The 26,583-nt window shown below is 42.7% G+C and carries 24 protein-coding genes; 14 read left to right on the top strand and 10 right to left on the bottom strand.

Annotation, left to right across the window (positions count from 1 at the left end):
* Positions 1-54: 54 nt before the first annotated feature.
* The gene (locus tag R2Q85_RS07155) at positions 55-681 is read left to right on the top strand and encodes a tetratricopeptide repeat protein (RefSeq protein ID WP_316811072.1); all 627 of its coding nucleotides are present in this window, start codon (positions 55-57) and stop codon (positions 679-681) included.
* Between the two features lie 7 nt (positions 682-688).
* Here the strand turns inward: R2Q85_RS07155 and R2Q85_RS07150 are convergent, their stop codons facing one another.
* Together R2Q85_RS07150 and gpmI are read right to left on the bottom strand one after the other, a co-directional pair.
* Positions 689-1,216, bottom strand: coding sequence for a hypothetical protein (locus R2Q85_RS07150; protein ID WP_316811071.1), 528 nt, complete (start codon positions 1,214-1,216; stop codon positions 689-691).
* Entirely contained in the window at positions 1,216-2,736 is a 1,521-nt protein-coding gene (gene gpmI, locus R2Q85_RS07145) for a 2,3-bisphosphoglycerate-independent phosphoglycerate mutase (RefSeq protein ID WP_316811070.1), read from the bottom strand. The genes R2Q85_RS07150 and gpmI overlap by 1 nt, the downstream gene beginning before the upstream one ends.
* Positions 2,737-2,843: 107 nt before the next feature.
* Between gpmI and R2Q85_RS07140 the strand changes: the two genes are divergently transcribed.
* The 4 genes from R2Q85_RS07140 to R2Q85_RS07125 are packed head-to-tail and all read left to right on the top strand — an operon-like array spanning position 2,844 to position 5,607.
* Positions 2,844-3,239, top strand: coding sequence for a DUF4783 domain-containing protein (locus R2Q85_RS07140; RefSeq protein ID WP_316811069.1), 396 nt, complete (start codon positions 2,844-2,846; stop codon positions 3,237-3,239).
* Between the two features lie 36 nt (positions 3,240-3,275).
* Complete coding sequence (gene nadC / locus R2Q85_RS07135; protein WP_316811068.1) at positions 3,276-4,118, top strand: carboxylating nicotinate-nucleotide diphosphorylase; 843 nt, start codon at positions 3,276-3,278, stop codon at positions 4,116-4,118.
* 3 nt (positions 4,119-4,121) lie between these two features.
* The gene (gene plsY / locus R2Q85_RS07130) at positions 4,122-4,769 is read left to right on the top strand and encodes a glycerol-3-phosphate 1-O-acyltransferase PlsY (protein WP_316811067.1); all 648 of its coding nucleotides are present in this window, start codon (positions 4,122-4,124) and stop codon (positions 4,767-4,769) included.
* A gap of 10 nt (positions 4,770-4,779) precedes the next feature.
* Positions 4,780-5,607 (top strand): M48 family metallopeptidase, encoded by an 828-nt coding sequence (locus R2Q85_RS07125; protein ID WP_316811066.1) that lies wholly within the window; start codon positions 4,780-4,782, stop codon positions 5,605-5,607.
* 29 nt (positions 5,608-5,636) lie between these two features.
* On the opposite strand, the gene R2Q85_RS07120 is transcribed toward R2Q85_RS07125, so the two are convergent.
* From R2Q85_RS07120 to R2Q85_RS07105, 4 genes are all read right to left on the bottom strand, one after another.
* Positions 5,637-6,947 carry an anthranilate synthase component I family protein gene (locus R2Q85_RS07120; RefSeq protein WP_316811065.1) on the bottom strand — a complete coding sequence of 437 codons (1,311 nt, stop codon included), beginning with the start codon at positions 6,945-6,947 and terminating at the stop codon, positions 5,637-5,639.
* Between the two features lie 11 nt (positions 6,948-6,958).
* A complete protein-coding gene (locus R2Q85_RS07115; RefSeq protein WP_316811064.1) occupies positions 6,959-8,236 on the bottom strand; it encodes an adenylosuccinate synthase in 1,278 nt (425 codons plus the stop codon).
* 34 nt (positions 8,237-8,270) lie between these two features.
* Positions 8,271-8,768, bottom strand: coding sequence for a transcriptional repressor (locus tag R2Q85_RS07110; protein WP_316811063.1), 498 nt, complete (start codon positions 8,766-8,768; stop codon positions 8,271-8,273).
* Between the two features lie 63 nt (positions 8,769-8,831).
* The gene (locus tag R2Q85_RS07105) at positions 8,832-11,039 is read right to left on the bottom strand and encodes a bifunctional (p)ppGpp synthetase/guanosine-3',5'-bis(diphosphate) 3'-pyrophosphohydrolase (RefSeq protein WP_316811062.1); all 2,208 of its coding nucleotides are present in this window, start codon (positions 11,037-11,039) and stop codon (positions 8,832-8,834) included.
* A gap of 207 nt (positions 11,040-11,246) precedes the next feature.
* Here R2Q85_RS07105 and R2Q85_RS07100 point away from each other — a divergent pair, with 207 nt between their 5' ends.
* The 4 genes from R2Q85_RS07100 (at position 11,247) to R2Q85_RS07085 (ending at position 14,512) form a co-directional block, all read left to right on the top strand.
* The gene (locus R2Q85_RS07100) at positions 11,247-11,864 is read left to right on the top strand and encodes a DUF4294 domain-containing protein (RefSeq protein WP_316811061.1); all 618 of its coding nucleotides are present in this window, start codon (positions 11,247-11,249) and stop codon (positions 11,862-11,864) included.
* A gap of 5 nt (positions 11,865-11,869) precedes the next feature.
* Positions 11,870-12,346, top strand: a complete 477-nt coding sequence (locus tag R2Q85_RS07095; RefSeq protein WP_316811060.1) for a glutathione peroxidase — start codon at positions 11,870-11,872, stop codon at positions 12,344-12,346.
* A 19-nt stretch (positions 12,347-12,365) separates the two neighbouring features.
* The gene (gene bshB1 / locus R2Q85_RS07090) at positions 12,366-13,082 is read left to right on the top strand and encodes a bacillithiol biosynthesis deacetylase BshB1 (protein WP_316811059.1); all 717 of its coding nucleotides are present in this window, start codon (positions 12,366-12,368) and stop codon (positions 13,080-13,082) included.
* Positions 13,083-13,150: 68 nt separating this feature from the next.
* Positions 13,151-14,512 (top strand): acyl-CoA dehydrogenase family protein, encoded by a 1,362-nt coding sequence (locus R2Q85_RS07085; RefSeq protein WP_316811058.1) that lies wholly within the window; start codon positions 13,151-13,153, stop codon positions 14,510-14,512.
* Between the two features lie 4 nt (positions 14,513-14,516).
* Here the strand turns inward: R2Q85_RS07085 and R2Q85_RS07080 are convergent, their stop codons facing one another.
* The 4 genes from R2Q85_RS07080 to R2Q85_RS07065 all read right to left on the bottom strand — a co-directional run bounded on the left by R2Q85_RS07080 (position 14,517) and on the right by R2Q85_RS07065 (position 19,213).
* The gene (locus R2Q85_RS07080) at positions 14,517-14,921 is read right to left on the bottom strand and encodes a hypothetical protein (protein ID WP_316811057.1); all 405 of its coding nucleotides are present in this window, start codon (positions 14,919-14,921) and stop codon (positions 14,517-14,519) included.
* Positions 14,921-16,252 (bottom strand): L-lysine 6-transaminase, encoded by a 1,332-nt coding sequence (gene lat / locus R2Q85_RS07075; RefSeq protein ID WP_316811056.1) that lies wholly within the window; start codon positions 16,250-16,252, stop codon positions 14,921-14,923. Before lat ends, R2Q85_RS07080 begins: the two co-directional genes overlap by 1 nt.
* Positions 16,253-16,338: 86 nt before the next feature.
* Complete coding sequence (gene gdhA, locus R2Q85_RS07070; RefSeq protein ID WP_316811055.1) at positions 16,339-17,679, bottom strand: NADP-specific glutamate dehydrogenase; 1,341 nt, start codon at positions 17,677-17,679, stop codon at positions 16,339-16,341.
* A 112-nt stretch (positions 17,680-17,791) separates the two neighbouring features.
* Entirely contained in the window at positions 17,792-19,213 is a 1,422-nt protein-coding gene (locus R2Q85_RS07065) for a serine hydrolase domain-containing protein (protein ID WP_316811054.1), read from the bottom strand.
* 178 nt (positions 19,214-19,391) lie between these two features.
* On the opposite strand from R2Q85_RS07065, the gene R2Q85_RS07060 reads away from it, so the two are divergent.
* From R2Q85_RS07060 to R2Q85_RS07040, 5 genes are read left to right on the top strand one after another with little or no spacing between them, the layout of a single operon-like run.
* Complete coding sequence (locus tag R2Q85_RS07060) at positions 19,392-20,813, top strand: C1 family peptidase (RefSeq protein WP_316811053.1); 1,422 nt, start codon at positions 19,392-19,394, stop codon at positions 20,811-20,813.
* Positions 20,814-20,839: 26 nt separating this feature from the next.
* Positions 20,840-22,414 (top strand): redoxin domain-containing protein, encoded by a 1,575-nt coding sequence (locus tag R2Q85_RS07055; RefSeq protein ID WP_316811052.1) that lies wholly within the window; start codon positions 20,840-20,842, stop codon positions 22,412-22,414.
* Positions 22,411-24,582, top strand: coding sequence for a tetratricopeptide repeat protein (locus tag R2Q85_RS07050; protein ID WP_316811051.1), 2,172 nt, complete (start codon positions 22,411-22,413; stop codon positions 24,580-24,582). The genes R2Q85_RS07055 and R2Q85_RS07050 overlap by 4 nt, the downstream gene beginning before the upstream one ends.
* Positions 24,583-24,596: 14 nt before the next feature.
* On the top strand, positions 24,597-25,775 hold the full coding sequence (locus R2Q85_RS07045; RefSeq protein ID WP_316811050.1) for a CHASE2 domain-containing protein: 1,179 nt from the start codon (positions 24,597-24,599) through the stop codon (positions 25,773-25,775).
* A gap of 1 nt (position 25,776) precedes the next feature.
* Positions 25,777-26,565 (top strand): hypothetical protein, encoded by a 789-nt coding sequence (locus tag R2Q85_RS07040; RefSeq protein WP_316811049.1) that lies wholly within the window; start codon positions 25,777-25,779, stop codon positions 26,563-26,565.
* Positions 26,566-26,583: the final 18 nt, after the last annotated feature.

Genomic DNA, 26,583 nt, shown 5'->3' with positions numbered 1-26,583 from the left:
GATAGTTGACAATATCCAACCTTTTAAATATATTTATTTTTTAAATAGAAATTGATGAACTATTTCAAGCAAACGATCTTATTGTTATTTGTTTTTTCTGTAAGTACCACTTTTGCACAAACCGGCGGATACGATAAACTGGGCATGCAGGCAATGATGAAGGGTGATTATAAGGGTGCGGTTAACCAATTGGAGAAAGCCGATGCAAAGAATCCCAATAATGCCGGTGTGCTGAAAATGTTAGGATATTCTTATTTTCAATGTGGAGATTTCGAAAACTCTATTAAAACCTACAGCAACCTGATCACTTTAAAGCCTTCAGATTATTCTGCTTATTATTACAGGGGTAAGGCCAGGCAAAATGTGGCTAACGACCCGAAGGAGTCCTTAAATAATTTAAGGGAGAATTTTTACCTGGCAGCCATCAAAGATTTTACAAAAGCAATAGAGATCAATGGGGAAGAAGATCCTCAATTGCTGCAGAACAGGGCCCTTGCTTACAAGGATTACGCTATTTATAAGTCTTATAAAATTAAAACAAAGGCAGAAAAAGCTGCTTGTATAGCGATTTTTAACAATTCGGTAGCTGATTTCCAGAAGGTTTTACTGGTTCAGCCACAAAGAAAAGATATCCTTTCTTTGATTGATTACGTTAAAGCCCAGGTGACCAGTTTAAAATAGCTGCCCGCTATTTAAACTTTCCTGTAATGCTATAGTTTTTTTCAGTTAACAATTTAATGTGCTGCTTTTTCTTTACCTGGTACAGACTGTCAGGATAATAAGATAGTGTGTCAGATGAACTGTATAAAACATTGGCGTTTTTTACAAAAATTTGTATCCCATAAAGTTTATTGTCCTTTTTAAGGATGCGAACTTCTTTTACCGGCACTTTTTCATTAGCCGAAGTGTAAAGTTCTTTCTGGCTGTCTTTTTCAACACTAAACAGCCCCGCCCAGGCCGAGCGGTTAATGTCTGCATCAGAAAAAACCGCCAGCTCTTTTGGCCAGTCAGCTATGCTGATCTTTTTCGTTTCGGCAGCGCCGTTAACCATTACCGTTTTTGTAAGTACGGGCTTGTTTCTTTTAAGTCTCGCGGCTTCTTTTTCAAAATAACCCTTAAGATCGAAATAGGTCAATATCCCCTTTTGTTCTTTTACGGATGATGTACAGCCATATAAGAACAAAAGAGTAAAGGCTAAGCATAAACATTTTCCCATTATACCAGGCTGTTGCCGGTCATGATTGCCGGTTTAGGAATGTCCATAATGCTTAAAATGGTAGGGGCAATATCGCCAAGCTTGCCATCAGCAATACTGGTATAATCTGCATCAACCAAAATGCAGGGCACCAGGTTGGTGGTATGTGCTGTGTTTACAGACCCGTCTCCGTTGATCATGAACTCCGAATTTCCGTGATCGGCCAGAATGATGAAAGAATAGCCGTTTTCAAGTCCTTTGCTGACTACAATTTCCGCGCAGCTGTCGGCTGTTTCAACTGCTTTAACTACGGCGTCAAAAACACCGGTATGGCCCACCATATCCGGATTGGCAAAGTTCAGGCACACAAAATCCGGCCAGCCGCTTTCCAGCTCTTTGCAAATGGCTTCGGTAATCCCAGCTGCGCTCATTTCAGGCTGTAAATCGTAGGTTGCTACTTTAGGCGAAGGGATCATGATCCTTTTTTCATTTTCAAATGCCTGTTCGCGGCCTCCCGAAAAGAAAAACGTTACGTGTGGATATTTTTCAGTTTCCGCAATGCGGATCTGGTTTTTATGGTGTAACGCTAAAACTTCTCCCAGGGTTTCTGTAAGGTCATCTTTGGTAAAAATAACTTTTACATTTTCAAAGTTCTCGTCGTAGGTGGTCATGGTTACATAATACAAGGGCAGTTTATGCATTCCAAATTCAGGATAGTCATTTTGGGTAAGCACCGCTGTGATTTCCCGTCCGCGGTCTGTCCTGTAATTAAAGCAGATCACCACATCGCCGGGTTGTATCGTCGCTACCGGCTTTCCGTCAGCCTGTGTAATGACCACCGGCTTGATAAATTCGTCTGTTACGCCAGCTGCATAGGATTGTTCGATGGCTATTGCCGGATCACTTGCCGGCTGTCCGATGCCCTGGGTGAGCAGGTCATAAGCCAGTTTAACCCTTTCCCACCTGCTGTCTCTGTCCATTGCATAGTAACGGCCAATTACGCTGGCAATTTTAGCTGAAGTATGTTGCAGGTGATGGTCCAGGTCTTTAATAAAATTCAGTCCAGAATTCGGGTCTGTATCCCTTCCGTCCATAAAAGCATGTACAAATACCTCTTTTAATCCCTGCTCAGTAGCAGCATCACATAAGGCTTTCAGATGATTGATGTGCGCATGTACACCTCCATCAGAGGTTAACCCGATAAAGTGAACAGTTTTGTTGTTGTGCTTAGCATAGTTAAAAGCGTCTGTTAAAACAGGATTTGAATGCAATGTTCTGTCGCTGATCGCTTTATTGATCCTGCCCAGTTCCTGGTAAACTACCCTTCCGGCACCAAGGTTCATGTGTCCTACTTCAGAATTGCCCATTTGTCCGACCGGTAAACCTACAGCTTCACCCGAGGCTTCCAGTTTAGAATTGGGCCATTTTTGCAATAAAGAATCAAAAAATGGAGTATTGGCTGCATAAGCTGCGTCAGAATTGTCTTTTTTTCCGTATCCCCAGCCATCAAGAATAAGGAGCACTAGCTTTTTATTGTTCATTGGTGTTTGCTTAAATTTTAAGTGTCGATAGACAAAGCAAATATATTAAGTTTTATGTTCTATTAATGGCATAGTTTATGTGCGTTCCAAACATTAGCTATATAGAGATGATAAAGCCCTTACTTTTTTTATTTATTTTTTTTCTGGATATCCCGCACTCTTATACGCTTCAAGGCGATATTATAGATAATTTGTCTGCGCATTTTAAGGGAGGTAATGCAAAAGAAATCGCAGCAAACTTCTCTTCCTCTGTGGAATTAATCATCATAGATGACGAGGATGTATACTCAAAAGCTCAGGCTGAACAAATTCTAAGAAATTTCTTTACCAAATATGTGCCCCAAAAATCGGCGGTGATCCATCTGATCAATACCAATCCAAATTTTCGTTTCGGTATACTTTCATTACAAACCAAAAATGGAAAATTCAGGGTCTCTATTACCATGAAAAAATCGGGTGCTGCTTTTTTTATTACAGAATTAAGGATAGAACCTGATAAATAATAGTAAAAATACTATTTTTGGATTTAAATATTAATTTTGGATAGACAAGTCATAGACCAATTCATAAAGAATGCTATTGCCGAAGATCTGGGCGATGGCGACCATACCTCTCTTTCAACCATTCCTGCAGATGCGCAAGGCAAAGCCAAATTGCTGATTAAAGACGAAGGCATTATAGCCGGAGTAGCGCTTGCATTGGAAATATTTAAGCAGGTTGATTCCAGTTTGCTCACAGAAGTATTTATTCTGGACGGTGCCCGGGTAAGCTATGGAGATATTGCATTTACAGTTACCGGAAATTCCCAGTCTATTCTGCTGGCAGAACGGCTGGTGCTCAACTGCATGCAGCGCATGAGTGGCATTGCCACCAAAACCAATCGTATTGTACAGCTATTGACTGGTTATAATACCAGGTTGCTGGATACCCGGAAAACGACGCCAGGATTAAGATACCTGGAAAAGTGGGCTGTACGTATCGGTGGGGGTGTAAATCACCGCATTGGCCTTTATGATATGATCCTGATCAAAGACAATCATGTGGATTATGCCGGGGGCATCTCCAGGGCCATTCAGGCGGCCAGTCAATACCTCAAAGAAAAGGGTAAAAAATTACAGATAGAAATTGAAGTAAGAAACATTTCGGAGTTGAACGAGGTTTTACAAACGGGCGGCGTAGACAGGATTTTACTGGATAACTTTAGCTTTGCTGATCTGAGGATGGCTGTAGGTATCATTAACAAAAAATACATTACAGAAGCATCAGGCGGTATTACAGAAGAAAATGTAACAGAATATGCAGCCTGCGGGGTAGATTATATCTCCATGGGCGCATTAACTCATTCTGTTAAGAGTTTAGACATGAGTTTAAAAGCCTTTTAGGGTATGATTTCTATCTATTCTATTTCAGCGGTTCTCCTTGCCTATTTGTTTGGCTCCATTCCTACCGCAGTTTGGTTGGGACAGGCTTTTTATGGTGTTGATGTGAGGGAGTATGGCAGCGGAAACGCAGGTGCCACCAATACTTTCCGGGTTTTGGGTAAAAGGGCAGGTATTGCCGTAATGACCATAGATATTGCAAAAGGCTACACTGCAACTAAACTTGCCTATTTTATAGGTCTGTCTGTAACCGGGCCCCAGCATTCCGCGCAATTTGTTAATTACGAGCTTGCCCTGGGCGTTACGGCGGTTATGGGGCATTTATTCCCGATATTTGCAGGTTTTAGGGGTGGAAAAGGGGTAGCTACGCTTTTTGGAATGATTTTGGCAGTTAACTTTCCGGCAGCGATGCTTTGTGTTCTGGTATTTGTTACAGTGTTACTGATCACCAAATATGTATCATTAGGCTCTATATGTGCAGGTTTTACCTTTCCGTTGAGCATAGTATTCGTGTTTCAGTCGTCCATAAAATCAGAGGTGCTGTACGGCATGTGCGTTTGTATACTGATATTGGTCACCCATCAGAAAAACCTGGAACGATTACTTAAAGGAAAAGAATCCAAAGTATATCTGTTTAAGAAGAGAACTAATTAAACAAAAACTTATGAAAAGATTATTAATTGTAGGCATAACCATTATAGGGTTGGCATTTTCTTCCTGTTCTACAGTGCCGCTGACAGGAAGGAGCAGGTTAAACCTGGTAAGTGACGATCAGGTACTGCCTATGGCCTTTCAGGCCTATAGTGAGTTTTTAACAGAAAATAAAAGTGCGGTACTGTCCTCTTCCAATGCTGAGGCCCAGCGGGTTAAGAATGTTGGAAATAAACTGATCGCATCTGTAAAAAATTACATGAACAACAACAACTACGCTGATCTGATCAAGGATTATAAGTGGGAGGTAAACGTTGTTCAAAGTAAAGAATTGAACGCCTGGTGCATGCCTGGCGGCAAAATAGTGGTTTACACCGGTTTGCTCCCGGTTACCAAAGATGATGCGGGCCTGGCCACGGTAATGGGACATGAAATTGCCCATGCCATTGCAGGGCATTCGGCCGAAAGGATGTCGCAGCAGATGGTTGCACAAGGTATTGGCGTAGCGGGAAATGTAGCCTTGTCAAAGAACTCAAAAACCCAGTCGGTATTTAATACCTTATATGGTGTAGGTACACCTTTGGCCATGTTGAGCTATGGCCGTAACCAGGAGCTGGAGGCAGACAGACTGGGACTGATCTTTATGGCGATGGCAGGTTATAACCCTCAAAATGCAACTGCATTCTGGCAAAGAATGGCGGCAGCTTCACAGGGTAGTCAGAAACCACCCGAATTTTTAAGCACGCACCCCAGCGATGCGACAAGGATTGCACAGATTCAAAGAATATTGCCTGAAGCGCAAAAATATTATAAATCTACAAACGGGAAACCGGTCAACTAGTATAAGAGGCTGCCTTAGGGCAGCTTTTTTTATGACCTCAGGGTTTGGATAATGGCTGATGCCTTCAGCATACACTCATCATATTCATCATTTGCATTGGCCGCAAATGTAATGGCACCGCCCACCTGGAAGGATAAATAATGGGTATCGGCCCGGTACAATATGCTGCGGATGACGACATTGAAATCAAAATCGCCATCAGGGTTTATATAGCCCAGTGCTCCCGAATAGGCGCCGCGCTTGCTCGATTCATAAGTTTCGATGAGCTCCATCGCTTTAACCTTTGGTGCCCCTGTCATAGAGCCCATCGGAAAAGTCTGTTTAATGGCGTCAACAAAGTGTATATCAGGAGCTAACTGGCAGCTCACCGTAGATATCATCTGGTAAACCTGTGGGAAAGCATAGATGCCGAAAAGCTCTTCAACCCTTACGCTGCCTTTTATGGCGCTTTTGGTCAGGTCGTTGCGCACCAGGTCTACGATCATCACATTTTCCGCCTGTTCCTTCGTATTTTTAGCCAGTTCATTTTTGATGCGCGCATCTTCTTCCAGATCCGGGCTTCGTTTGGCTGTACCTTTAATGGGTTGAGAAATCAACTGATCTGCACGTTTACAAAGAAATCTTTCCGGACTGGCTGATAAAATATACTGGTCTTTTATTTTGAAGAAACCTGAAAAAGGCGTTGGAGAAACTTCAGCAAGGCGGCAGTAGATCGCAGCAGGATCTATTTCCGCATGTTTTGCATAAAACTCCTGGCAAAAGTTAATTTCATAGATATCCCCCCGTGCAATATGCTGCTGCAAAGCTTCAACAGTCTGGATGTAACGGTCTTTTGTAAGTCTGCTTTGAATGGAAATTTCTTTTTCGCAGTTGGCAGCAAAGGGGGAACTCTGCTCAATCGCATCAAAAATTGTTGGATCGCCGATCAATACCTCCGCATTGCCCGCTTTAACCCTGACCAGGTATTGGGGCACAAAGAAAAACAAGTCGGGGAAATGGATATGGTCTGGATTCGAAGAGCTGAGCTGTTCAACCTCGTTTTTCAGGTCGTAACCCAATAAACCGAACATCCAGTTGCTGTGCTGTTCATAAAATGTTTTCAGTTCAGCAAATTTATCCGCAGAGCGTGCATTTAACGCCACTTTTGCACCTGCCGCAATGATCAGATCAAATGCGCCATAAGGATCAGTATAGTGATTGGAATCCAGCAAACAGCATACTTCAAAAGAACTTGCCCAGGTCAGGGCCTTTTGCTTAAATGAATATAAATCCTGAACTCTCATTTTAATTTGCGCAAATGTAGAACAAAAAAGGCGACCAATGGCCGCCTTTTTATACATATAGGTCTAATTTAATTCAAAATTAATGTCTGCACCCTGTCTGGTCCAACAGAGAGATACTTAACAGGTACTTCCAGTTCTTTTTCCAGAAAAGCAATGTATTCACTCAGCTTGGCAGGAATGTCTGCCACCTTGCTTACTTTCGTTACATCAGTTTTCCAGCCGGCTATTGCTTTCAATACAGGCTTAGGTTTAACGGTAATGATGTCGTAGGGCATGTAGTCAATGGTTTCACCATTGTGCTCATAATGTGTGCAGGCATAAATGGTATCAAAGCCATCCAGTACATCTGCCTTCATCATGATTAGTTCTGTAACCCCGTTCAGCATAATGGCATATTTTAATGCCGGAAGATCAATCCATCCGCAACGGCGCGCACGTCCGGTAGTCGCACCAAATTCGTGACCAACCTGACGTAAGGTTTCCCCAACTTCATCATCAAGTTCGGTAGGGAAGGGCCCACCGCCAACACGTGTGCAGTAAGCCTTGAAAATCCCGTAAACACTACCAACTTTGTTCGGTGCAATACCCAATCCGGTGCAGGCACCTGCAGTAGTGGTGTTGGAAGAAGTTACAAAAGGATAAGAACCAAAATCAACATCCAGCAAAGTACCCTGCGCACCTTCTGCCAGTACAGTTTTACCTTCCTTTAAATAGCCGTTCACAAAGTGCTCACTATCTACATGGGGAATGTTCTTTATAAAATCTATTGCTTCAAAAAAAGCGGCCTCTTTTTCTCTTAGATCGTATTCAAAATCATAATGAGACAGTATTTCTTTATGTTTTTCAACCAGTCTGTTGTAACGTTCTTTAAAATCAGGAAGCGTAGTATCACCAACCCTGAGTCCGTTACGTCCGGTTTTGTCCATATAAGTAGGGCCAATACCCTTTAAAGTAGAGCCGATTTTATCTTTTCCCATTTTTTGTTCATTTGCCGCATCCAGCAATTGGTGGGTAGGTAAAATCAGGTGTGCTTTACGGGCAATTACCAGTTTGCCTTTAGCAATAGGGTCATGACCTGCAGTTTTAAGATTGTCCAGTTCCCGTTTTAAAATGATGGGATCTATTACCACGCCATTGCCAATCAGGTTCATGGTCTTTTCATTAAAGATACCAGAAGGAATGGTGTTTAAAACGAATTTTTTGCCATCAAACTCCAAAGTATGGCCGGCATTCGGACCGCCTTGAAAACGAGCTATCAAATCATATTGCGGACTCAGTACATCAACAATTTTTCCCTTGCCTTCGTCGCCCCATTGCAGGCCCAGAAGCACGTCTACTTGCGTCATTATTTAAATTTAAAAATGGAAATATTATAATTGGTTAACTTGCATGTTTAATACCAGCCGCGGCCGTCTGGCTGTTCATTGATGCCTTTGCAGCGCAATCAAAACAAACGCCATAAAGATTTAAAGAGTGGTGTTTGATGTCAAATTTCAGCAGTTCCCCTACCATACTTTGTATCTGCTGGATCCGGGGATCGCAGAATTCCACAACCTTTCCGCAATCAATACAGATCACGTGGTCGTGCTGGTGGTAGCCATATGACTTTTCAAACTGGGCCATGTTTTTACCAAACTGATGTTTGGTAACCAGGTCGCATGAAACCAGCAGCTCTAATGTATTGTATACAGTAGCCCTGCTCACACGGTATTTCTGGTTTTTCATGTGGATATAAAGGGTCTCTACATCGAAATGGTCATCCCTTGAGTAAATTTCTTCTAAGATGGCAAAACGTTCCGGTGTTTTTCTCAGACTTTTATTTTCGAGGTAGGCTTCGAATATTTTTCTAACCAACTCGCTGTTGTGGTTTGTCGACATAGTTTTTAAACTCCTTTCAAAGGTATCATTTTTTTATATAAACGCTATGATTTATTGTTATTTTTAGGCATCAAAGCGTGTAACTCCCGTTACGCCTTTAACTTCTAACAGATTTTCAATCAGGTTGTCCAGGTGCTCCTTGTCATTTACAAAGATCATGATGGAACCATCAAAGATACCATTGTCTGTATCCACAGTTATAGAACGCATATTTACCTTAAAATCGTTTGAGATTACCTTGGTGATGTTGTTAATCAGCCCCACGTCATCAATACCTATAATGTGGAGGCCTGTTAAGAAAGTAAGTTCTTTTTGCCGGTTCCATTTAGCCTTAACCACCCGGTAGCCGTAGTTGGCCATCAGCTGGGCGGCATTAGGGCAATTGGTGCGGTGTATTTTTATCCCCTCGTTAACGGTTACAAAACCAAATACGTCATCTCCCGGAATAGGATTGCAACAGGCCGCAAGTGTATAATCTATCTTTTGCAGGTCTTCGCCGATCAGTAAAATATCCGATTCCGGTCCTTTTACCTTATTCAGTAAAGCGTCTATCTGCTGGTGGTCGTTCCTGTCGGAGCCCCGGTTTTCTATTTCTTTCTCACTGGCCAGGTAATCTTTCAGATCTTTTAGTTCTATCTTACCTTTTGCTACCGCAATAAAAAGTTCCTGGGTAGAAGGCAGTTTAAAGAAATAGCTGAGTTTATTTAAATTGTCAGTATTGTAGGTGATCTTTAGTGATTTAAGTTTTCGCTCCAGGGTTTCCTTGCCCAGTTCGGCAACTTTTCTTTTTTCTTCTTTCAGGGAAGATTTGATCTTGGATTTGGCTTTGGCCGTAACCACGATGTTCAGCCAGTCTTCTTTTGGCGACTGTTTGCTGGAGGTGATGATCTCTACCTGGTCACCGTTCTGCAGTTTATAAGACAGCGGTACCAGTTTGTGGTTCACCTTTGCACCAATACATTTGGCCCCGACATCGGTGTGGATCTCAAAAGCAAAATCGAGCGCGGTAGCCCCAAGCGGCAGCTGCAGTAACGCACCTTTAGGGGTAAAAATGAAAATCTCGTCCGAGAAAAGGTTCATTTTAAAGTCGTCCAGGAAATCCAGGGCATTTGCTTCCGGATTGTTCAGCATTTCTCTTACCTTCATGATCCATTGATCGAGCCCGTTGTCATTGCTTGATTCCTTATATTTCCAATGGGCCGCAAATCCTTTCTCTGCAATCTCGTTCATGCGCTGTGTACGGATCTGTACTTCCACCCATTGTCCTTTAGGACCCATTACGGTGGTATGCAAAGATTCATAGCCATTTCCTTTAGGCGATGATACCCAATCGCGCAAACGGTCTGGATTGGGCCGGTAAAGATCGGTAACAATAGAATAAGCTTTCCAGCAATCCGCTTTTTCATTTTCAGGCGGGCTGTCCAGGATAATCCTGATCGCAAAAAGATCGTACACTTCCTCAAAAGGGATGTTCTTGCTCTTCATTTTGTTCCATATCGAATGGATAGATTTTGGGCGCCCATAGATATCAGCCGTTAAACCCTGTTCGGCCAGGATCTCGTTGATCGGCTCCACAAAACGTTTAATGAACAAGGTCCTTTCTGCTTTTTTCTCGTTCAGCTGAGTGGCAATGTATTTATAGGTATCCGGTTCCAGGTATTTCATGGAAAGATCTTCCAATTCAGATTTAATGGCATACAAACCCAAACGATGTGCCAGGGGCGCATACAGGTAAATGGTTTCAGAAGCTATTTTAAGCTGCTTTTGCCTGGGCATAAAATCCATGGTACGCATGTTGTGCAGCCTGTCGGCCAGCTTAATCAGGATTACCCTTACGTCATCTGCCAGTGTAAGCAGCATTTTTCTGAAATTCTCTGCCTGCAAAGAACTGTTGTAATCAAAAACACCCGATATTTTAGTCAGCCCGTCAATAATTTTGGCTGTCTTTTTACCAAATTCGCGTTCAATATCCTCGAGGGTAATATCTGTATCCTCTACTACATCGTGCAATAAGGCACAAACAATGGAAGTGGTACCAAGGCCTATTTCTTCCGCCGCAATCTGGGCAACGGCAATGGGATGGTAGATATAAGGCTCACCGGATTTTCTCCGCATGTTTTTGTGGCTTTCCAGCGCCATATCAAAAGCCTTTCTGATTTCTTTTTTATCCCCCCTTTGCATCGTTGGCTTACAAGCACGCAAAAGGGCACGGTACCTTTTCAGTATCTCCTGCTTTTCTGCTTCTAAATCAATAACTAATGCATTCTTCATTGATATTCCTTTGTTTTTCGTTAATAGCTGTATTGATGATCCTCTTAATATAAGGTTTTTAAATGGAATTCCATATAGAGAGTTAGTCAATTGTCATTTTGTATTATTTACGTAAAAATTATACCTGTTTATCGTTAAATGGGTATATTAGATTACTAAAGGAACAAAAATATAAAATTAGCCCTAACTTTGTTTAGGTATAAAATTATGAATTTTTACAGGCTGTTTATTCTTTCAATTGTCATTATTTCAGGGGCTTCCGCGAAAGCGCAAGTCAATTCATTGCCTGTCAAAATGCCGGTGATGGGAAAGAATGATACCATCAGGGTAGCCTCAACCAATGACAACGGAGAGATGATCCCCTGGATTCCACTCAATGAGGTCGAGATCTTTGCCATGCGGATCTTTAAATCGCCGGCAGACCGTGCAGCATACAACAGGTTGCGGTACAATGTAATGAAAGTGATGCCTTATGCCTTATTTGCAAAAAGAAGATATGAGCAGCTGGAAAGGGACCTGGCACTGACAGCCGAAAAAAAAGAACAAAAAAAGCTGGTTAAACAATGTGATAAAGAGATCAAAGAAATGTTTAACAGGGAAATTAAGGAGCTTACGATTACCCAGGGGCAAATTTTAACCAAATTGATAGACAGGGAGCTGGGCAGAACTACCTATGATATCATAAGAGAAACAAAAGGTGGTGTTACTGCGTTCCTGTACCAGTCGGTGGCAAGGGTAGTGGGCCATAACCTGAAAAGCACATATAGCCCGCAGGAAGATAGGGACATCGAAGCCATTATCATTTCCTCTGGGTTTTATCAATAATAACTATGTCTGACCAATCAAAAAGCGTACACCAGTTTAAGGTGAAACTTATTAATGGAACTGAAAAGAACCTCTCTACCTATAAAAACAAAGTGTTGCTGATTGTAAATATTGCTTCCGCATGCGGCTTTGCCCCCCAGTTAAAGGAGCTGCAGGAACTCAGGGAGCAGCTGGGACCAGAAAATTTTGAGATACTCGGCTTTCCATCTAACGATTTTGGCAGGCAGGAACCACTGGAAGGTAGCGCCATCGAAACCTTCTGTGAAGCAAATTACGGGGTCCGTTTTCCTGTATTTGAAAAGATCATGGTTAGGGGCGAGCAGGCACATCCCTTATTTAAGTTTTTAACACAAACATCCACTCCACGCTGGAATTTTCATAAATACCTGATCAATAAAGATGGAGAAGTAGTAGATTATTTTTTCCCTTTTACCAAACCACTTTCTTCCAAAGTAAAGAAGAAAATCCAGCGGTTGCTTTAAATTAAAAAGAAGATATTTTATGAAATTAGATATACTGGTGCTTGCCGTTCATCCTGATGATGCAGAACTGGGCTGTTCAGGAACTATTGTTAAACACATTGCCTTAGGTAAAAAAGTAGGGATAATCGATTTTACAAGAGGAGAGCTGGGTACCAGGGGTACTGCCGAAACGCGTGATGAAGAGGCTGCGGAGTCGGCAAAGATCATGGGACTGCATGCGCGCGAAAACCTGAAGCTGAGAGATGGCTTTTTTAAAAACGATGAGGCCCATCAGCTGGAAGTGATCAAGATGATCCGCAAATACCAGCCCGAAATTGTATTGACTAACGCACTGCAGGACAGGCATCCGGATCATGGCAGGGCGGGCGACCTGGCTGACGAGGCTTGTTTTTTGTCTGGCCTGGTTAAAATAAATACCGAACTGGACGGTGTAGCACAAGGGCCCTGGCGCCCAAGGCTGGTGTTGCAATACATCCAGGACCGTTACATTAAGCCAGATGTGATTGTAGACATTAGCCCTTATTTTGAAACCAAGCTGACTGCCATTAAGGCCTTTAAAACCCAGTTCTTCAATCCTGATCTGGATGGACCGGATACCTATATCTCTTCGCCTGAGTTTTTTGAAAGTGTAATCGGCCGGGCAAGGGAATTTGGCAAAGCTGTGGGGGGCACCTACGGAGAAGGCTTTACTTCCCGCAAGCTTTTAGGGGTAGACAGCCTCTTTAACCTCAGTTAATTTTGATGAAATATTGGTGCTGAGCCAACAAAAAGTGGTATATTCTGTTTTATCTTAAACAGCAAATTATGGCCAATATCTTCTCGTCTTTAAAAAATGCTTATTCCCTGTTTAAAAGTGTCGACTTTCAGCAACTTGAAGCTTTATCTAAAAAAGTAGACCTTAAAAAGGTGGTAGATTCTGTGGCCAAACTGGATGATACCCAGTTACAGGGGCTCCTAAAAATGATCGGAACGCCGCATAAAAAGAAAGAGCTGCCCCCGATTGAAGGCGATTTTTATCACCTTGGGGAGGAGGCCTTAAAAGATGAAGACCGCGCCCTACAGCTAAAAGTAAGGGCTTTCCTGGAAAAAGAAGTAAAGCCGGTGGTGAACAAATACTGGCTTAAAGCAGAATTCCCTTTTGAGCTGATCCCTAAAATTGCAGCACTGAACATATGTGGTTTAACCTACCAGGGTTATGGATGTGCAGGGAGATCTAACCTAATGGAAGGCATGCTGGCTATGGAAATGGCCAGGGTTGATACTTCCATGTCTACTTTTTTTGGTGTGCAAAGCGGACTGGCTATGGGTTCCATCTATTTACTGGGCTCAGAAGCACAGAAACAGCAATGGCTGCCCGATATGCAGCAAATGAAAATCATTGGCGCGTTTGGGTTAACAGAACCGGAAGTAGGCTCGGGTGTAGCAGGTGGTTTAACCACTACGGCTAAACGTCATGGCAATAAATGGTTGTTGAACGGACAAAAAAAATGGATTGGCAACGCTACCTTTTCAGATATTACTGTCATCTGGGCAAGGGATGTAGACGATAACCAGGTTAAAGGTTTCCTGGTCAGAAAAGACAGCAAAGGCTTTGCCGTAGAAAAGATGCAGGATAAAATGGCCTTGCGCATTGTACAGAATGGCCTGATCACTTTAACAAACTGCGAAGTAGATGAGGAAGACCGCTTACAAAACGCCAACTCCTTTAAAGATACGGCCAAAGTATTAAAAATGACTCGGGCAGGAGTTGCCTGGCAGGCAGTTGGCTGTGCAAGAGGGGCTTATGAAAGTGCTTTAAATTATACCCGTACCCGGAAACAGTTTGGCCGGCCTATCGCCTCGTACCAGCTGATACAAAACCATTTGGTCGAAATGTTATCCAACCTTACGGCCATGCAAACCCTTTGTTTCCGCCTGTCCCAGCTGCAGGACCAGGGCTTGTTAACAGATGAACATGCCTCACTCGCAAAAGTATTCTGTTCTATGCGTACACGTGATGTGGTGAGCAGGGCAAGAGAGGTAATGGGCGGCAATGGTATCCTGCTGGAATATGATGTGGCCCGTTTTGTAGCCGATGCCGAGGCTATTTATTCCTATGAAGGTACCAAAGAGATCAACACCCTTATAGTAGGACGTGCCATTACCGGTTTCTCTGCTTTTGTATAAAATGCTATTGAAAAGGATTTTTTTGAACACTGGCATTGCCCATCGCGGTTTTCTCATAAAGGGCAATACAGTACTGGTCAAAATTGGGGTCAAAATTTACATTTCCGGCATTTAACTGATCCGGAACCGGGTTCCCGGCAGCAAAGAAATAGACTTTGGTATTCCCGCCTTTATGGTGCGGCATAAAATTGCCGTAAGCTTCCAGTTCGGCTATACTGGTATCTTTTACCGTTACAGCAAAAACATGCTGTATAGGTCCGGTATTGTTGTCATTTCTATAATGGGCTATTTCAGTAAAGCCGCCTTTCAGGCTGCTGATACCGGGCTGCATAAAGGTGCCCTTTAACATCCAAACCACTAAAACCAGGATCAGTATCCCTAAAAAAGTATTGAATTTTTTATTCCCCATTACAAAAGGGGCAGTATACGTTCCATAACTTCAATACCTTCGTCAATGTGCTTTTTCTCTATACATAGGGCCGGCCTGAAACGTATGGTCTGGCTGCCGCAACCTAAAAACATCACGTTGTTTTCCATTCCTTTTTGTATAAATGCATCGCGCATCCCTTTACTGGCAAAATCGAAGGCACAAAGCAGGCCCTTCCCACGTACATTGCTCATTTTATCATGTCTGGCAGCAAGCTGTTCCAGCTGTTCCTGTAAATAGCGGCCTACCACAGCTGCATTGTCACATAAATTATCTTCGGCAATGATCTGCAGGATTTGTGAAGAGCGGACCATATCGACCAGGTTACCACCCCAGGTAGAATTGATGCGGGAAGGGACCCTGAATACATTGCCCTCCACCTGGTCTACCTTATGACCAACCAATATCCCGCATACCTGCATCTTTTTGCCAAAGGCGATGATATCCGGGCGTGCTTTCTCCGTAAAATGCTGGTGGCACCAGAATTTACCGGTAAGACCAACGCCGGTTTGCACCTCATCATAGATCAGGAAGGCATCGTTTTGATCAGCCAGCGTTTTCAGCTGGATCAGAAATTCTTCACGAAGGTGATTGTCTCCCCCTTCAGACTGTACCGGCTCCACGATAATGGCGCAAATGTCATCCTTATGAGCTGCAAAAGCCTGCCTGATCTGCGCGATAGAGGTTTCTTCCGTTTCTACTGCAAGTTTCAGGTTTTCACCAGTTAGCGGAAATTTAACCGAGGGTACCGAAACCCTTGGCCAGTCGAATTTCGCAAACCATTTGGTCTTATCAGGAAGCGTATTCGTTAAGCTTAAGGTATATCCCGTACGGCCATGAAAGGCTTTTTCAAAATGCAATACCTTAAATCCTTTTTCTTCCTGATATCCTTTGGCAAAGTTCTTTTGTACTTTCCAGTCCATGGCCACCTTAATCGCATTTTCCACGGCCAGTCCACCACCTGCAATAAAAAAAGCATGCGGCAGATAATCCGGAATGCCATGTTTAGAAAAAGTATCCACAAACTGGGCATACTGCTGTGTATATACATCCGAGTTGGAAGGATTGGCCAGGGCAGCCTGCAGCAGGTTGTTTTTAAAGGCCTCATCATGGATCATTTTCGGATGGTTATAACCCAGGGGCACTGAAGCAAAACAGGTGAAAAAATCCAGCAGGCTACGCTTGTATTTAGCATCGTAAATATAGGCACCCTGGCTTTTTTCCATGTCGTAAGTCAAATCAAAACCATCGGCTAAAATATGTTTGCTTAGCGTTTCGTTTACCTTATCCGGAGCTACAGTGAGTTGATACATAATTTCTTTTCTTGGTATATTCCAAATGTAACTAAAACCACCAAATTAACAAATACAGGGAATTTACCGCATAGGGCAAACCAGGTTTAAACAATGCCCTGTGCAATCATCGCATCGGCCACTTTAACAAAGCCGGCAATGTTGGCCCCTTTGCCATAATTGATATACCCATCCGGTTCTTTACCATACTTCACACAGGCCTGGTGGATCTGTTCAATGATCAGCCTTAACTTATCATCAATTTTTTCACGTCCCCAAGAATAGCGTAAAGAATTCTGAGACATTTCCAGTCCGGAAACAGCCACACCACCAGCGTTTGCAGCTTTGCCAGGCGCATATAAAATCTTAGCCTTTTCAAATACATGGATGGCTGCAGGTGTAGTTGGCATATTAGCGCCTTCAGCTACACAAAAGCAGCCATTTTCCGTCAGTAAAATGGCATCTGCCTCTTCCAGTTCATTCTGCGTGGCATTCGGAAATGCAATGTCACATTTTACACCCCATGGTTTCTGGCCGGGGAAGAATTCACAGTTAAATTGATCCGCATATTCTTTGATACGACCCCTGCGGATATTTTTAAGGTTCATAATGAAGGCAAGTTTTTCTTTATCAATTCCTGCCGGATCATATATATAGCCCTCTGAATCTGAAATGGTAAGCACTTTGGCGCCAACTTCAATGCATTTTTCTACTGTATACTGCGCAACATTTCCTGATCCGGAAATGATTACATTTTTACCTTTCAGCGAATCGCCACGAAGCTTCAGCATTTCTTCCACAAAATAAACTACACCATATCCGGTTGCCTCAGGTCTGATCAAACTGCCGCCCCACTCAGGCCCTTTGCCGGTTAACACTCCTGTAAACTCACCCCTGATGCGTTTGTACTGCCCAAATAGATAGCCGATCTCCCTGGCACCTACACCAATATCTCCGGCTGGAACGTCCATATCAGCGCCTACATATTTATAAAGTTCGGTCATAAAGCTTTGGCAAAACTTCATGATCTCATGATCCGATTTTCCTTTTGGATCAAAGTCAGCTCCGCCTTTTCCGCCGCCCATCGGCAGTCCGGTTAAACTGTTTTTAAAAACCTGTTCAAAAGCCAGGAACTTTAACACGCTCAGGTTTACTGAAGGATGAAAACGCAGCCCCCCTTTATATGGGCCTATGGCACTATTCATCTGTACCCTAAAGCCGCGGTTCACTTCTACTTCGCCTTTATCATTTAACCAGGGCACCCTAAATATGATCACCCGTTCCGGTTCAGCAATGCGTTCTAAAATTTTATGGATCTTGTATTTTTGATTTTCTTCACTAAACGGAATAATTGATTCTGCTACCTCAAATACTGCCTGTAAAAACTCTGGTTCATGTGCATTCCTGAGTTCAAGTTTATCCATGAACTCCTTTATCAAATTATTCATTGCTCGTTTAACTGTTTAGGTTTTTTTATTATTTGTTCGCTAAAAATAGGTTTTTTTAAAAAATAATAGCGTAAAAAAGGAGGTTTTATGATAACCTGAGCGATAGCTCCTGCTATTTTAAGAATCTCTCACCTATACTGGTCACATCCTCTGCCGCATTGGACAGGATGATGATTGCGGTCTGTCTGTCAGGATCGAATCCTATAAAAGACCTGAAACCACCTGTTCCGCCCGAATGGCGCAGATAGGTGTGCTGTCCGATCCGGTTAATTCTCCAGCCCAATCCCATACTTTGTGCTTTGCCGATGAAGGTTGGCCGATGGCTAAGTGCTATCGCTTTATGTAATGGACCTTTTATTGCCATCTGGGCCTGGGCATATTTAACCATATCGTTCAGGGTAGAGCGGATGGCTCCCGAGCCTTTTAACGATGCAAGAGCCCAGGGAGCAGTCGTTTCACCAGTTTCATTGTAACCTTGTGCAAAATTCTTTTGGGCCGTATCATTAAGCGTAAGGCTGGTATGGCTCATCCCTAAAGGCTTGCAGATCCGGCTAAGGACCAGCTGTTCAAAACTGCCATGGAGTTTACGTTCCAGTATGGTGCCCAGCACGCCTGCGCCGTAATTGGAATAGGAGAATACCGTACCCGGCATAACAGACGGATGATAACGCATCAGGAAACTATACAGAGAGTCGGGAAGGTAATGCTTATAGGGATCTTTCGGATCTACTTTGCCATTAAAAATATTGGCAGGCAGCCTTGGAAAACCAGAAGTATGATTAGCCAGATTTTGTAAGGTGATAGGTGTACCCTGGACACTAAGTGCAGGTATCGAATCCGGCAGGTAAAGGTTTATCGGGTCAGTAAGTTTCATCCTGCCTGCTACAACTTCTTCGGCGAGGATCAATGAGGTGAAAGTTTTTGTTATCGAGCCAATCTCAAAAATGGTATACTCCGCATCGGGCAATTGCTTTACCTTTTTATTGACAGAACCGTAACTGTATTTACGCACATGCCCATTATGGATAAGCGCCAGGACCAATCCACAAGTATTTCCCTTCTGGATATAGGGCCTTACAGCATGCTCCACCATAAGGTCAAGAGAATCCTTCAGCGGATTATCGCCGGGCACCTGGCCAATTTTTTCCGGGATCATTATTGGAACAGCTGCAAAATTGAGCCTGTCTATCTTACCCTCTCCGTTTAACTTGATGGAAAATATCTGCCGGGAGTTTGCAAATACCACAAGATAATCCAGTCCTTTTTCATTCTCCTCCTTAAAAACGCTGCTTATCCAGTTTCCTGTTTTTGCATGGAACTTGTTCATCCCAAGTGCAAATTGTTCACCCGGCATTTTTTTCTGAAATATTACCGAGGTTAAAGCATATATTTTTTCCGGTTGATTTAGATTGAAGCTGGCCCGTACCTGTGCAACGATGTTATCGCAGTACGCTGTTCCCTGCCGGGCATAGGTTGCATTAACGCTGAGGAAAGTGAGGCATAGGCTAAGCCTAAAGATCAGGAGTTTGAGCATAAATTTTTTTCTAAGATTCCTAGTGTCAGTACATCAGGTTTGAGCCTGTAAAAGCAGATTTGTTACAGTCCTGTCACCCTAAGCTACAAATGCGTGATTTTTAACAAAAAAAATGGAATAAGAAATACCTATAAGTAGGTATTTCTTCTCAGTTGAATTATCAGTATTTTAGTTGATTATGAAAAAATTACGCCCTATTTGTTTGTTTATCGCAAGCATTTCTGTGATTTCAGTTCAGGCCCAGTATGTTAAGGGGATGGACTTTAATGATGAAGCTTATGCTGCCATTCCGCAAAAAGCAAAACTTACCCGCAGTTTAACAGCTCTGCCTTCATCAGCAAGTATTAAAACCTATGCGCCAACTCCCAGCAGCCAGGGGGCATACGGTACCTGTACTTCATGGGCCGTGGCTTATTGCGGTCGTACCATTGTTGAGGCTGTAAAGAACAATTGGACAGATCAAAAGATGATCACGGAGCATGCATACTCCCCTGCCTTTCTATTCAGAATGTTAAAACCTAATGATCAGGACTGCACAGGCGGATCTGTAATTTCCTACGCGCTTGAAATCATGAAACAGCAGGGAAGTATCCCTCATAAAAGCTTACCGGTAACCTGTACACCTTCGATTAGCGAGGATCAGTTGAGTATGGCTGCTTCTTCAAAGATCAAAGACTATATGAAACTTTTTTATGTTGATGGAACGGCGGAGTTTAAAATACAATCGGTTAAAAAATCAATAGCAGAAAAAAAACCGGTAGTATTTGGTATGCTCTGCCCCAATTCTTTCATGACTGCCAAAGAAGTATGGCAACCTACCGAGGAACCGCTAACCAGTCAGGGCGGGCATGCCATGTGTGTAGTTGGATACGATGATGAAAAGTTTGGGGGAGCTTTTGAAATTCAGAACAGCTGGGGAACAAGATGGGGTAATATGGGCTATATCTGGATTAAATATGCAGATTTCGCCCGCTTTACCCGCTATGCCTACGAATTTGTGGACCTTCCGGAGGTTAAACCCGAAATAGCCGACCTTTCTGGTCAGATAAAACTTACCCTTGCCGATGGAAGTGATATGCAGACAAACCTGCTGGTTTCTACCAGAGGTTTAAAAATAGTGCCTGCTAAAGCAGCCCCGGGCCCTTTAACACTGTATAAAACAGCAAAGCCATATGCTTCGGGTACACGTTTCAGAATATACATTTCGAATAATGAACCTGCTTTTGTTTATGCCATAAGTACAGACCTGAGCAATGAGGTCACCAAAATATTTCCGTATGAAGAAGGTATAAGCGCGGCGCTTACAGATAAAAAGAACGAGGTTCCTATACCTGATGAAGACCACTATATAGAGTTTGATGATAAACCCGGTAAGGATTTTTTATGTGTGCTTTACAGCCGGGAAGCACTGAACCTTAATGACCTGGTTAAAAAAATAGGTGCGGAGCAAGGCTCATTTAGTGAGCGGGTTTTTAAGGTAATAGGAGATAAAACGGTAGATCCTAAAAACATACAGTTTTCTGCAGATAAGATTGCTTTTACAGGTTTTAGCAAGGGGAAAAGTATTGTGCCGATGATGGTTGAACTGGAGCATAAATAACCTGGATTAATAATAATTCATAAAGGATGAAAAAACTTTTCCTGTTACTTACGATTGCTTTGCTGCCCTGGGTGGTGTTAGCTCAAAATCCATTTAATGTTGCGGCACCAATTGGTACAATGGCTGGAGATTTTACCCAAAATGATGTAAATGGCAACCCTGTTAAATTATCAGATTTTAGGGGGAAATTTGTTTTTATTGATTTCTGGGCTTCCTGGTGTGGCCCATGTCGTGCTGAAAGCGCCTATCTGGTAGCTGCCTATAACAAGTTTAAGCATAATAATTTTGCCATTATTAACGTGTCGCTGGATATGCCAGGTAAAAGGGATGATTGGCTTAGGGCCATCGAGGTGGATGGCAGGAACTGGACACAGTTATCAGATTTAAAAGGCTGGAAAAATGAGATTGCGCTACAATATGTGATAACTAGCATTCCGGCAAACTTTTTAATTGATCCTGCGGGAAAAATTGTTGCCACTAACCTGAGGGGGGACGATGTATCCAGTGTGTTGTCTAAATTTGTAAAAGCTGAGGTTAATGCAGATCATACGCCGCCGGTAATTGCCATTACAGAACCAGAGGTTACCCGCGGATTGAAGGTGGTACAAAGCGGGAGCAGGGTCCTGATTTCAGGAACAGCTACAGACGAAAGCGGCATAAAATCAGTTGAAGTAAATGGGATTGCCGCCGCAATCAGCGAAACAGGAAATTTTTTTGCCAGTGTTCCGCTTACCATGGGTGATAACCAGCTTAAGGTAAGGGCCACGGATAGAAAACTCAACTCTGCAGTACACGAATTTGTCATCAACCGCAGTTCCAATAAGCCTGATCCTTCTCCCAATCCTCAGCCGGTACCGGTTGTACCTGTAAATGCTGCTGTAACAAATACTGAGGGCAAATACTATGCGCTGATCATAGGTATTCAGGATTATAATGATGAAAGTATAACGGATCTGGACCAGCCTGTAGCAGATGCCAGGTCATTACAGGATGTTCTGCTTAGCAATTATACATTTGACAAAGAGAATATTTCACTGTTGGCAAACCCGACAAGGTCAGAGATATTCAGGTCATTGGAAACACTTTCCCGGAAAATAAAAAAGGAAGATAATGTGCTGATCTTTTATGCAGGACATGGCGTTTGGGATGCCGGACGGAAACAAGGTTATTGGTTTCCTTCAGATGCCGGCAGGGATGACCGTGCCTCATGGGTTACGAATGCAGATCTTAAAGAATACATTTCTGCCATTCCTTCTAAGCATACATTACTGATCACAGATGCCTGTTTTGCCGGGAGTATTTTTAAAAGCCGGGCCGTTTTAACTGGTGCGCCCAGGGCAATAAAAGAACTCTATGAAATGCCAAGCCGGAAAGCAATGACCAGTGGGACACTTAAAGAGGTCCCGGATAAAAGTGTATTCATCGAATATCTGGTAAAACGGTTGACGCAAAACAGCGCCAAATATTTATCCGCTGAAAGGCTGTACTCCAGCTTCAGGGATGCGGTGATCAATAACAGTTCGAATGGACAGGTACCGCAATATGGTGAGATCAGAGAAGCAGGTGATGAGGGCGGTGATTTTATATTTATTAAGAAATGATAAGAATGAATTGGTTAAAGAAAGCCTGCCTGGCTGCAGGCCTGACGATTTGCAGTATAATGTATACCCTGGCGCAGTCTGAGGGTGATAAGAAGAAAGATATTGCGGCTTATAATAAAGCTTTTGAGTTGGCCTTGAAAGCTGATAAAACCTGGAAATCGGGAGACTACGCAGCTGCAGAAAAGCAGTTCCGGCAGTCGCTGGCTACTTACCCAGTGTTGGCATTGGTAAACCAGCTTCCCTTGTACAAGATGCAGATTGGCGATGCGAATGGTGCTAATGCAGAGTGGAATGCCATATTGAAGGCCATAAATACCTATCCCAGTATCATGGTGAATTATCCGGGACTAACTATTTTTAAATCCATTTACAAATATGAGCCTGTGGATAAATTTCACCTTGAGATTTACAAGGTCCGGGCATCGGCAAATGCACTTAGCGGAGACATGAAGCAAACACTGATTGATTACTTTGCCATGGAAAAGCTGGGGGCATTAGATAAGGATGGTTACGGGGCTTTCGGGATTACCGCTGTTCAGCTTGGCGATTTTGAAACTGCGCGGCGCTGTATAGATACCTTAAATAAAATGTTTGGGGAAAAACGTGCCTTTATGGATAAACAACTGTCGCCAGTATATGTCGGCGCAAATCTGGCGCTGGCAGAAGGAAACTATGAACAGGCCATTGCACTGTGTGACAGGATGGAAAAAGAAGATAAAGGAATGAATACCACCTGGAGAGCCGCCGCCAGGATGATCACTGCCCAGGCCTATGCCAAAAGCGGAAACATTGAACAGGCCAGGGTATTCCTGGATCTGGCTATTAAACACGTAGCGCTATCAAAAACGGATCCTGAAGTTGCTTATACAGCCGGCCTTATAGACCTGGCAGCCAAGGCCTATGAATCTGCCATCGCCCAGTTTAAAGCAGCGTTTGAATATAAGCCCCCGGGCTTCACGGCAAATCCAAAATATTCCTGGGCAAAGTACAGGTACCTGACTGGTAGGGCCGAAGCTTATATGGGGCTCAAAGAATATGATAAAGCCAGGTCAGATTATGAGCTTGCCCTTTTGTATAATTCAGATCACCTGCCTGCAATAAATGGGTTGGCCCATCTGGAGAGTAAACTGATACAAGAAACGAAACTGGACAAAAACCCTCCTGAAATCATCATTACCGAGCCTGCCATCAAGAGAGGCCTTAAAATTACTGCTGCCGGAACAACCGTCATGATTAAAGGAATTGCAAAAGACCCTTCTGGCCTTAAACAGGTAACCATAAATGGCAATAAGGTATACGCACAAAATGGTGGCGATTTCTGGGGAGATGTAAAACTGGCTGACGGAGTTAATAAATTCGCTTTAGTAGCCGAAGATGTGGCAGGCAATAAGGCTGAACTGATCTTTGAAATAGAAAAAGCTGTACAGGTAGCTGGTCATGAAATCAGCCCTGTTGTGACTCAGGAAGGCAAGAATTACTGTTTGCTGATTGCAGCGCAAAATTATGATGACACCAGCATACCTTCTCTTGAAAACCCCATCGCTGATGCCATTAAACTGAAATTGATCCTTAAAAACAGCTATAACTTTGTGGAAAGCAATATTTCAACTTTGTTTAATCCGGCAAATACGGAAATTAAAAAGCATCTGCTTGAGCTTGGCAGTACTTTACAGCCGGAAGACAACCTGCTGATATTTTATGCCGGCCATGGCATTTGGGTAGAAAAAGAAAAAAAGGGATATTGGCTATTAACAGATTCCAAATATAAGGATGTGAACACCTGGTTGCCTAATAAAGATGTTCTGGACCTTATTGCCAAACTCCCCTCAAGGCATACTTTGCTGATTACTGATGCCTGTTTTTCAGGATCTGTATTTAAAACCAGGGGAATTAAAGATGCCCCTCCCGCGATCAGGGAAATGGAAAACAAAATTACCCGTGTAGCCATCACTTCTGGTAACGATACAGAAGTGCCTGATGAAAGTGTTTTTATGAAATACCTGGTAAAGGCATTGAGTGATAATAAGGACAAATACCTGACCGCACAAAAAATGTTCATCAATCAAATTCTGGAAGCCGTGATGACCGAAACCAAAACAGAACCCAGGTACGGGACGCTTGAACTAGCCGGACACGTTGGAGGAGATTTTATATTTAGTAAGAAATAAAGGAGTAGATTAAGTTGAAGACTTCGATCAAATGGCTCATCAGCTTCGCACATGCATTCTTATTACTTGGTTTTACTGCCTGGTGGATGAATACAGGTTTCACGTATGGCGACGAACAGTTGCTGATCAAATGGTCATCTATTTTAAAGCGTGTAGTTTTTCAGATCGATAAAGATCCGCCAAAAAAAGATTTCATTTTTATAAACCTTGCTTATGAAAAGGCACTGATACCCCGAGCAGACGGGCTTGGCAATGAAGTAATTACTGACCGGGAGAAACTTGCGCAGTTTTTTCAGATCGTTAAGCAGCATCAGCAGGAGGTTAAGTTTACTTTCTGTGATGTATTTCTGCAAGGTTACTCAGCAAACGACAGTTTGCTTCAGGCAGCTGTTAATGGTATTGATAAAATTGTATTTCCTACACATTCTGATGGCAACGACCATATCGAAAAACTGGACGTTGATGTACCAAGGGCAATAGCTGACTACCGCATGGCAAGCAGCGGATTTATGAAGTTTAAATTGTTCCAAAGCGATACCCTGCCTACAGTTCCGGTTTTGCTTTATGAAAAAATTAACCAAAGAAAACTTATTTATAATAAAGGCTTCTGGCTGGACCATAACAGGCCAAGCTTAAATTCAATGATCATTGATTACCAGATCCGTGCGCATGAGTTATTTGAGCAGGGTGAATATCCTGTAGTGACCTTATCAGAATTACTGCTGTTGCCTGAGGAGGTTCTGGTAAATGAATTTTTAAAAGACCGCTTTGTTATTTTGGGTGACTTCAATTCGGATGTTCACGAAACTGTATTTGGTTCAACCCCCGGTACACTGATATTAATCAACGTTTACCTGAGCCTAACAGCCGGACAACACCTGATCAGCATTTGGTGGTTATTATTTTTATTAGCCGGATACCTGGTATTTTCGAGGATCATGCTTTTTCCACTGCCTGATGACGAGGAACATCCGTCTTCCTGGTTTGGGCCTTTACTGGGAAGCGCCACTTATCTTGCCGTGTTTTCCATGATATCCTATTTACTCTTTAATCAGCACCTGCAGGTACTGATTATTACCTTGTATATCAATTTACTCCGCTTTGTTATCCAGCAACGCAATTCAAAATGGAGCAAAGGTGATTTTAAAAAATGGTTGCTGGAATTGAGAGAAACTTATTTTAATTTCAAATAGTATGTTCAGAAAATTAACATTCGCCGTATTCATCATGATCAGCCTTGCTTTTGTTCAGGCCGAACGTTATTACGTAACTTTTATCAAAGGAACAGTAATCCTTAAGAAAACAGGTAAACCGCTAAAGATTGGTGACGCACTCCTTTCAACAGATGCCCTGGTATTCAAGGAAAGTTCCGGAAAAGTGTCTTGTATCAGTCCGGGTAAAGGGCGCTTCGATATCAATGCTGCGAAGATCGTTGGGGGAGGTAAAAGCGAACTTCTTGCTGTGCTCAAGAGTAATTTGGTACCTTCAACAAGTACTTATAGATTAAGTACACGATCAATGATGTTTGAGGGAAACGATCCGGTAACATATTTCTCTTCTTTGGAAACGCAGGATCGTATTTTATTAATTGAAAACGAGCCATTTATAGTTAAACCAATTTATAAACTGGATGCATCAAACTTTTTCTTTCTGCAATATCCTGTTAATGGTAATTTAACCACACATAAGATTGAACATACAGACAGGGGGCTTCTTTTTTCAGGGAAACTTTTAGCTACACCATCAGGACCTGTTACATTATGTTATCAGTCTGATACAGATGGGAAGGCAAAATCATCAGCATTGGCCAAATTTTATCCGGTACTGGCCAATAAGGAAGAGATTACCAAACAGATTGAATTAATTAAATCTGCTTACGGTACTACAGATAAGAAGAAACTAAAAACGGAAGTTACCGGCCATTTGTTTGATAATTATGGAAAAATAGGCGGGGAAGAGCTGAGCAGGGTTTTTGGCATTTAACGTGTATCGGGCTGGTTG

This window comes from Pedobacter heparinus (genome assembly GCF_032678725.1).
Classification (GTDB): Bacteria; Bacteroidota; Bacteroidia; order Sphingobacteriales; family Sphingobacteriaceae; genus Pedobacter; species Pedobacter heparinus_A.
The sequence above is the reverse complement of the archived record's forward strand: the minus strand, read 5'-3'. Positions and strand labels throughout refer to the sequence as shown.

What these genes read in the sequence shown, in the direction of transcription:
- lat (WP_316811056.1), bottom strand. Translation starts at nt 16,252, where the DNA reads ATGTATCAACTCACTGTAGCTCCGGATAAGGTAAACGAAACGCTAAGC.
- R2Q85_RS07055 (WP_316811052.1), top strand. Translation starts at nt 20,840, where the DNA reads ATGAAAAAACTTTTCCTGTTACTTACGATTGCTTTGCTGCCCTGGGTG.
- R2Q85_RS07115 (WP_316811064.1), bottom strand. Translation starts at nt 8,236, where the DNA reads ATGACGCAAGTAGACGTGCTTCTGGGCCTGCAATGGGGCGACGAAGGC.
- gdhA (WP_316811055.1), bottom strand. Translation starts at nt 17,679, where the DNA reads ATGAATAATTTGATAAAGGAGTTCATGGATAAACTTGAACTCAGGAAT.
- R2Q85_RS07050 (WP_316811051.1), top strand. Translation starts at nt 22,411, where the DNA reads ATGATAAGAATGAATTGGTTAAAGAAAGCCTGCCTGGCTGCAGGCCTG.
- R2Q85_RS07040 (WP_316811049.1), top strand. Translation starts at nt 25,777, where the DNA reads ATGTTCAGAAAATTAACATTCGCCGTATTCATCATGATCAGCCTTGCT.
- R2Q85_RS07140 (WP_316811069.1), top strand. Translation starts at nt 2,844, where the DNA reads ATGATAAAGCCCTTACTTTTTTTATTTATTTTTTTTCTGGATATCCCG.
- plsY (WP_316811067.1), top strand. Translation starts at nt 4,122, where the DNA reads ATGATTTCTATCTATTCTATTTCAGCGGTTCTCCTTGCCTATTTGTTT.
- R2Q85_RS07150 (WP_316811071.1), bottom strand. Translation starts at nt 1,216, where the DNA reads ATGGGAAAATGTTTATGCTTAGCCTTTACTCTTTTGTTCTTATATGGC.
- R2Q85_RS07095 (WP_316811060.1), top strand. Translation starts at nt 11,870, where the DNA reads ATGTCTGACCAATCAAAAAGCGTACACCAGTTTAAGGTGAAACTTATT.
- R2Q85_RS07100 (WP_316811061.1), top strand. Translation starts at nt 11,247, where the DNA reads ATGAATTTTTACAGGCTGTTTATTCTTTCAATTGTCATTATTTCAGGG.
- R2Q85_RS07060 (WP_316811053.1), top strand. Translation starts at nt 19,392, where the DNA reads ATGAAAAAATTACGCCCTATTTGTTTGTTTATCGCAAGCATTTCTGTG.
- R2Q85_RS07125 (WP_316811066.1), top strand. Translation starts at nt 4,780, where the DNA reads ATGAAAAGATTATTAATTGTAGGCATAACCATTATAGGGTTGGCATTT.
- R2Q85_RS07065 (WP_316811054.1), bottom strand. Translation starts at nt 19,213, where the DNA reads ATGCTCAAACTCCTGATCTTTAGGCTTAGCCTATGCCTCACTTTCCTC.
- R2Q85_RS07085 (WP_316811058.1), top strand. Translation starts at nt 13,151, where the DNA reads ATGGCCAATATCTTCTCGTCTTTAAAAAATGCTTATTCCCTGTTTAAA.
- gpmI (WP_316811070.1), bottom strand. Translation starts at nt 2,736, where the DNA reads ATGAACAATAAAAAGCTAGTGCTCCTTATTCTTGATGGCTGGGGATAC.
- R2Q85_RS07105 (WP_316811062.1), bottom strand. Translation starts at nt 11,039, where the DNA reads ATGAAGAATGCATTAGTTATTGATTTAGAAGCAGAAAAGCAGGAGATA.
- R2Q85_RS07120 (WP_316811065.1), bottom strand. Translation starts at nt 6,947, where the DNA reads ATGTATAAAAAGGCGGCCATTGGTCGCCTTTTTTGTTCTACATTTGCG.
- R2Q85_RS07155 (WP_316811072.1), top strand. Translation starts at nt 55, where the DNA reads ATGAACTATTTCAAGCAAACGATCTTATTGTTATTTGTTTTTTCTGTA.
- R2Q85_RS07110 (WP_316811063.1), bottom strand. Translation starts at nt 8,768, where the DNA reads ATGTCGACAAACCACAACAGCGAGTTGGTTAGAAAAATATTCGAAGCC.
- R2Q85_RS07080 (WP_316811057.1), bottom strand. Translation starts at nt 14,921, where the DNA reads ATGGGGAATAAAAAATTCAATACTTTTTTAGGGATACTGATCCTGGTT.
- bshB1 (WP_316811059.1), top strand. Translation starts at nt 12,366, where the DNA reads ATGAAATTAGATATACTGGTGCTTGCCGTTCATCCTGATGATGCAGAA.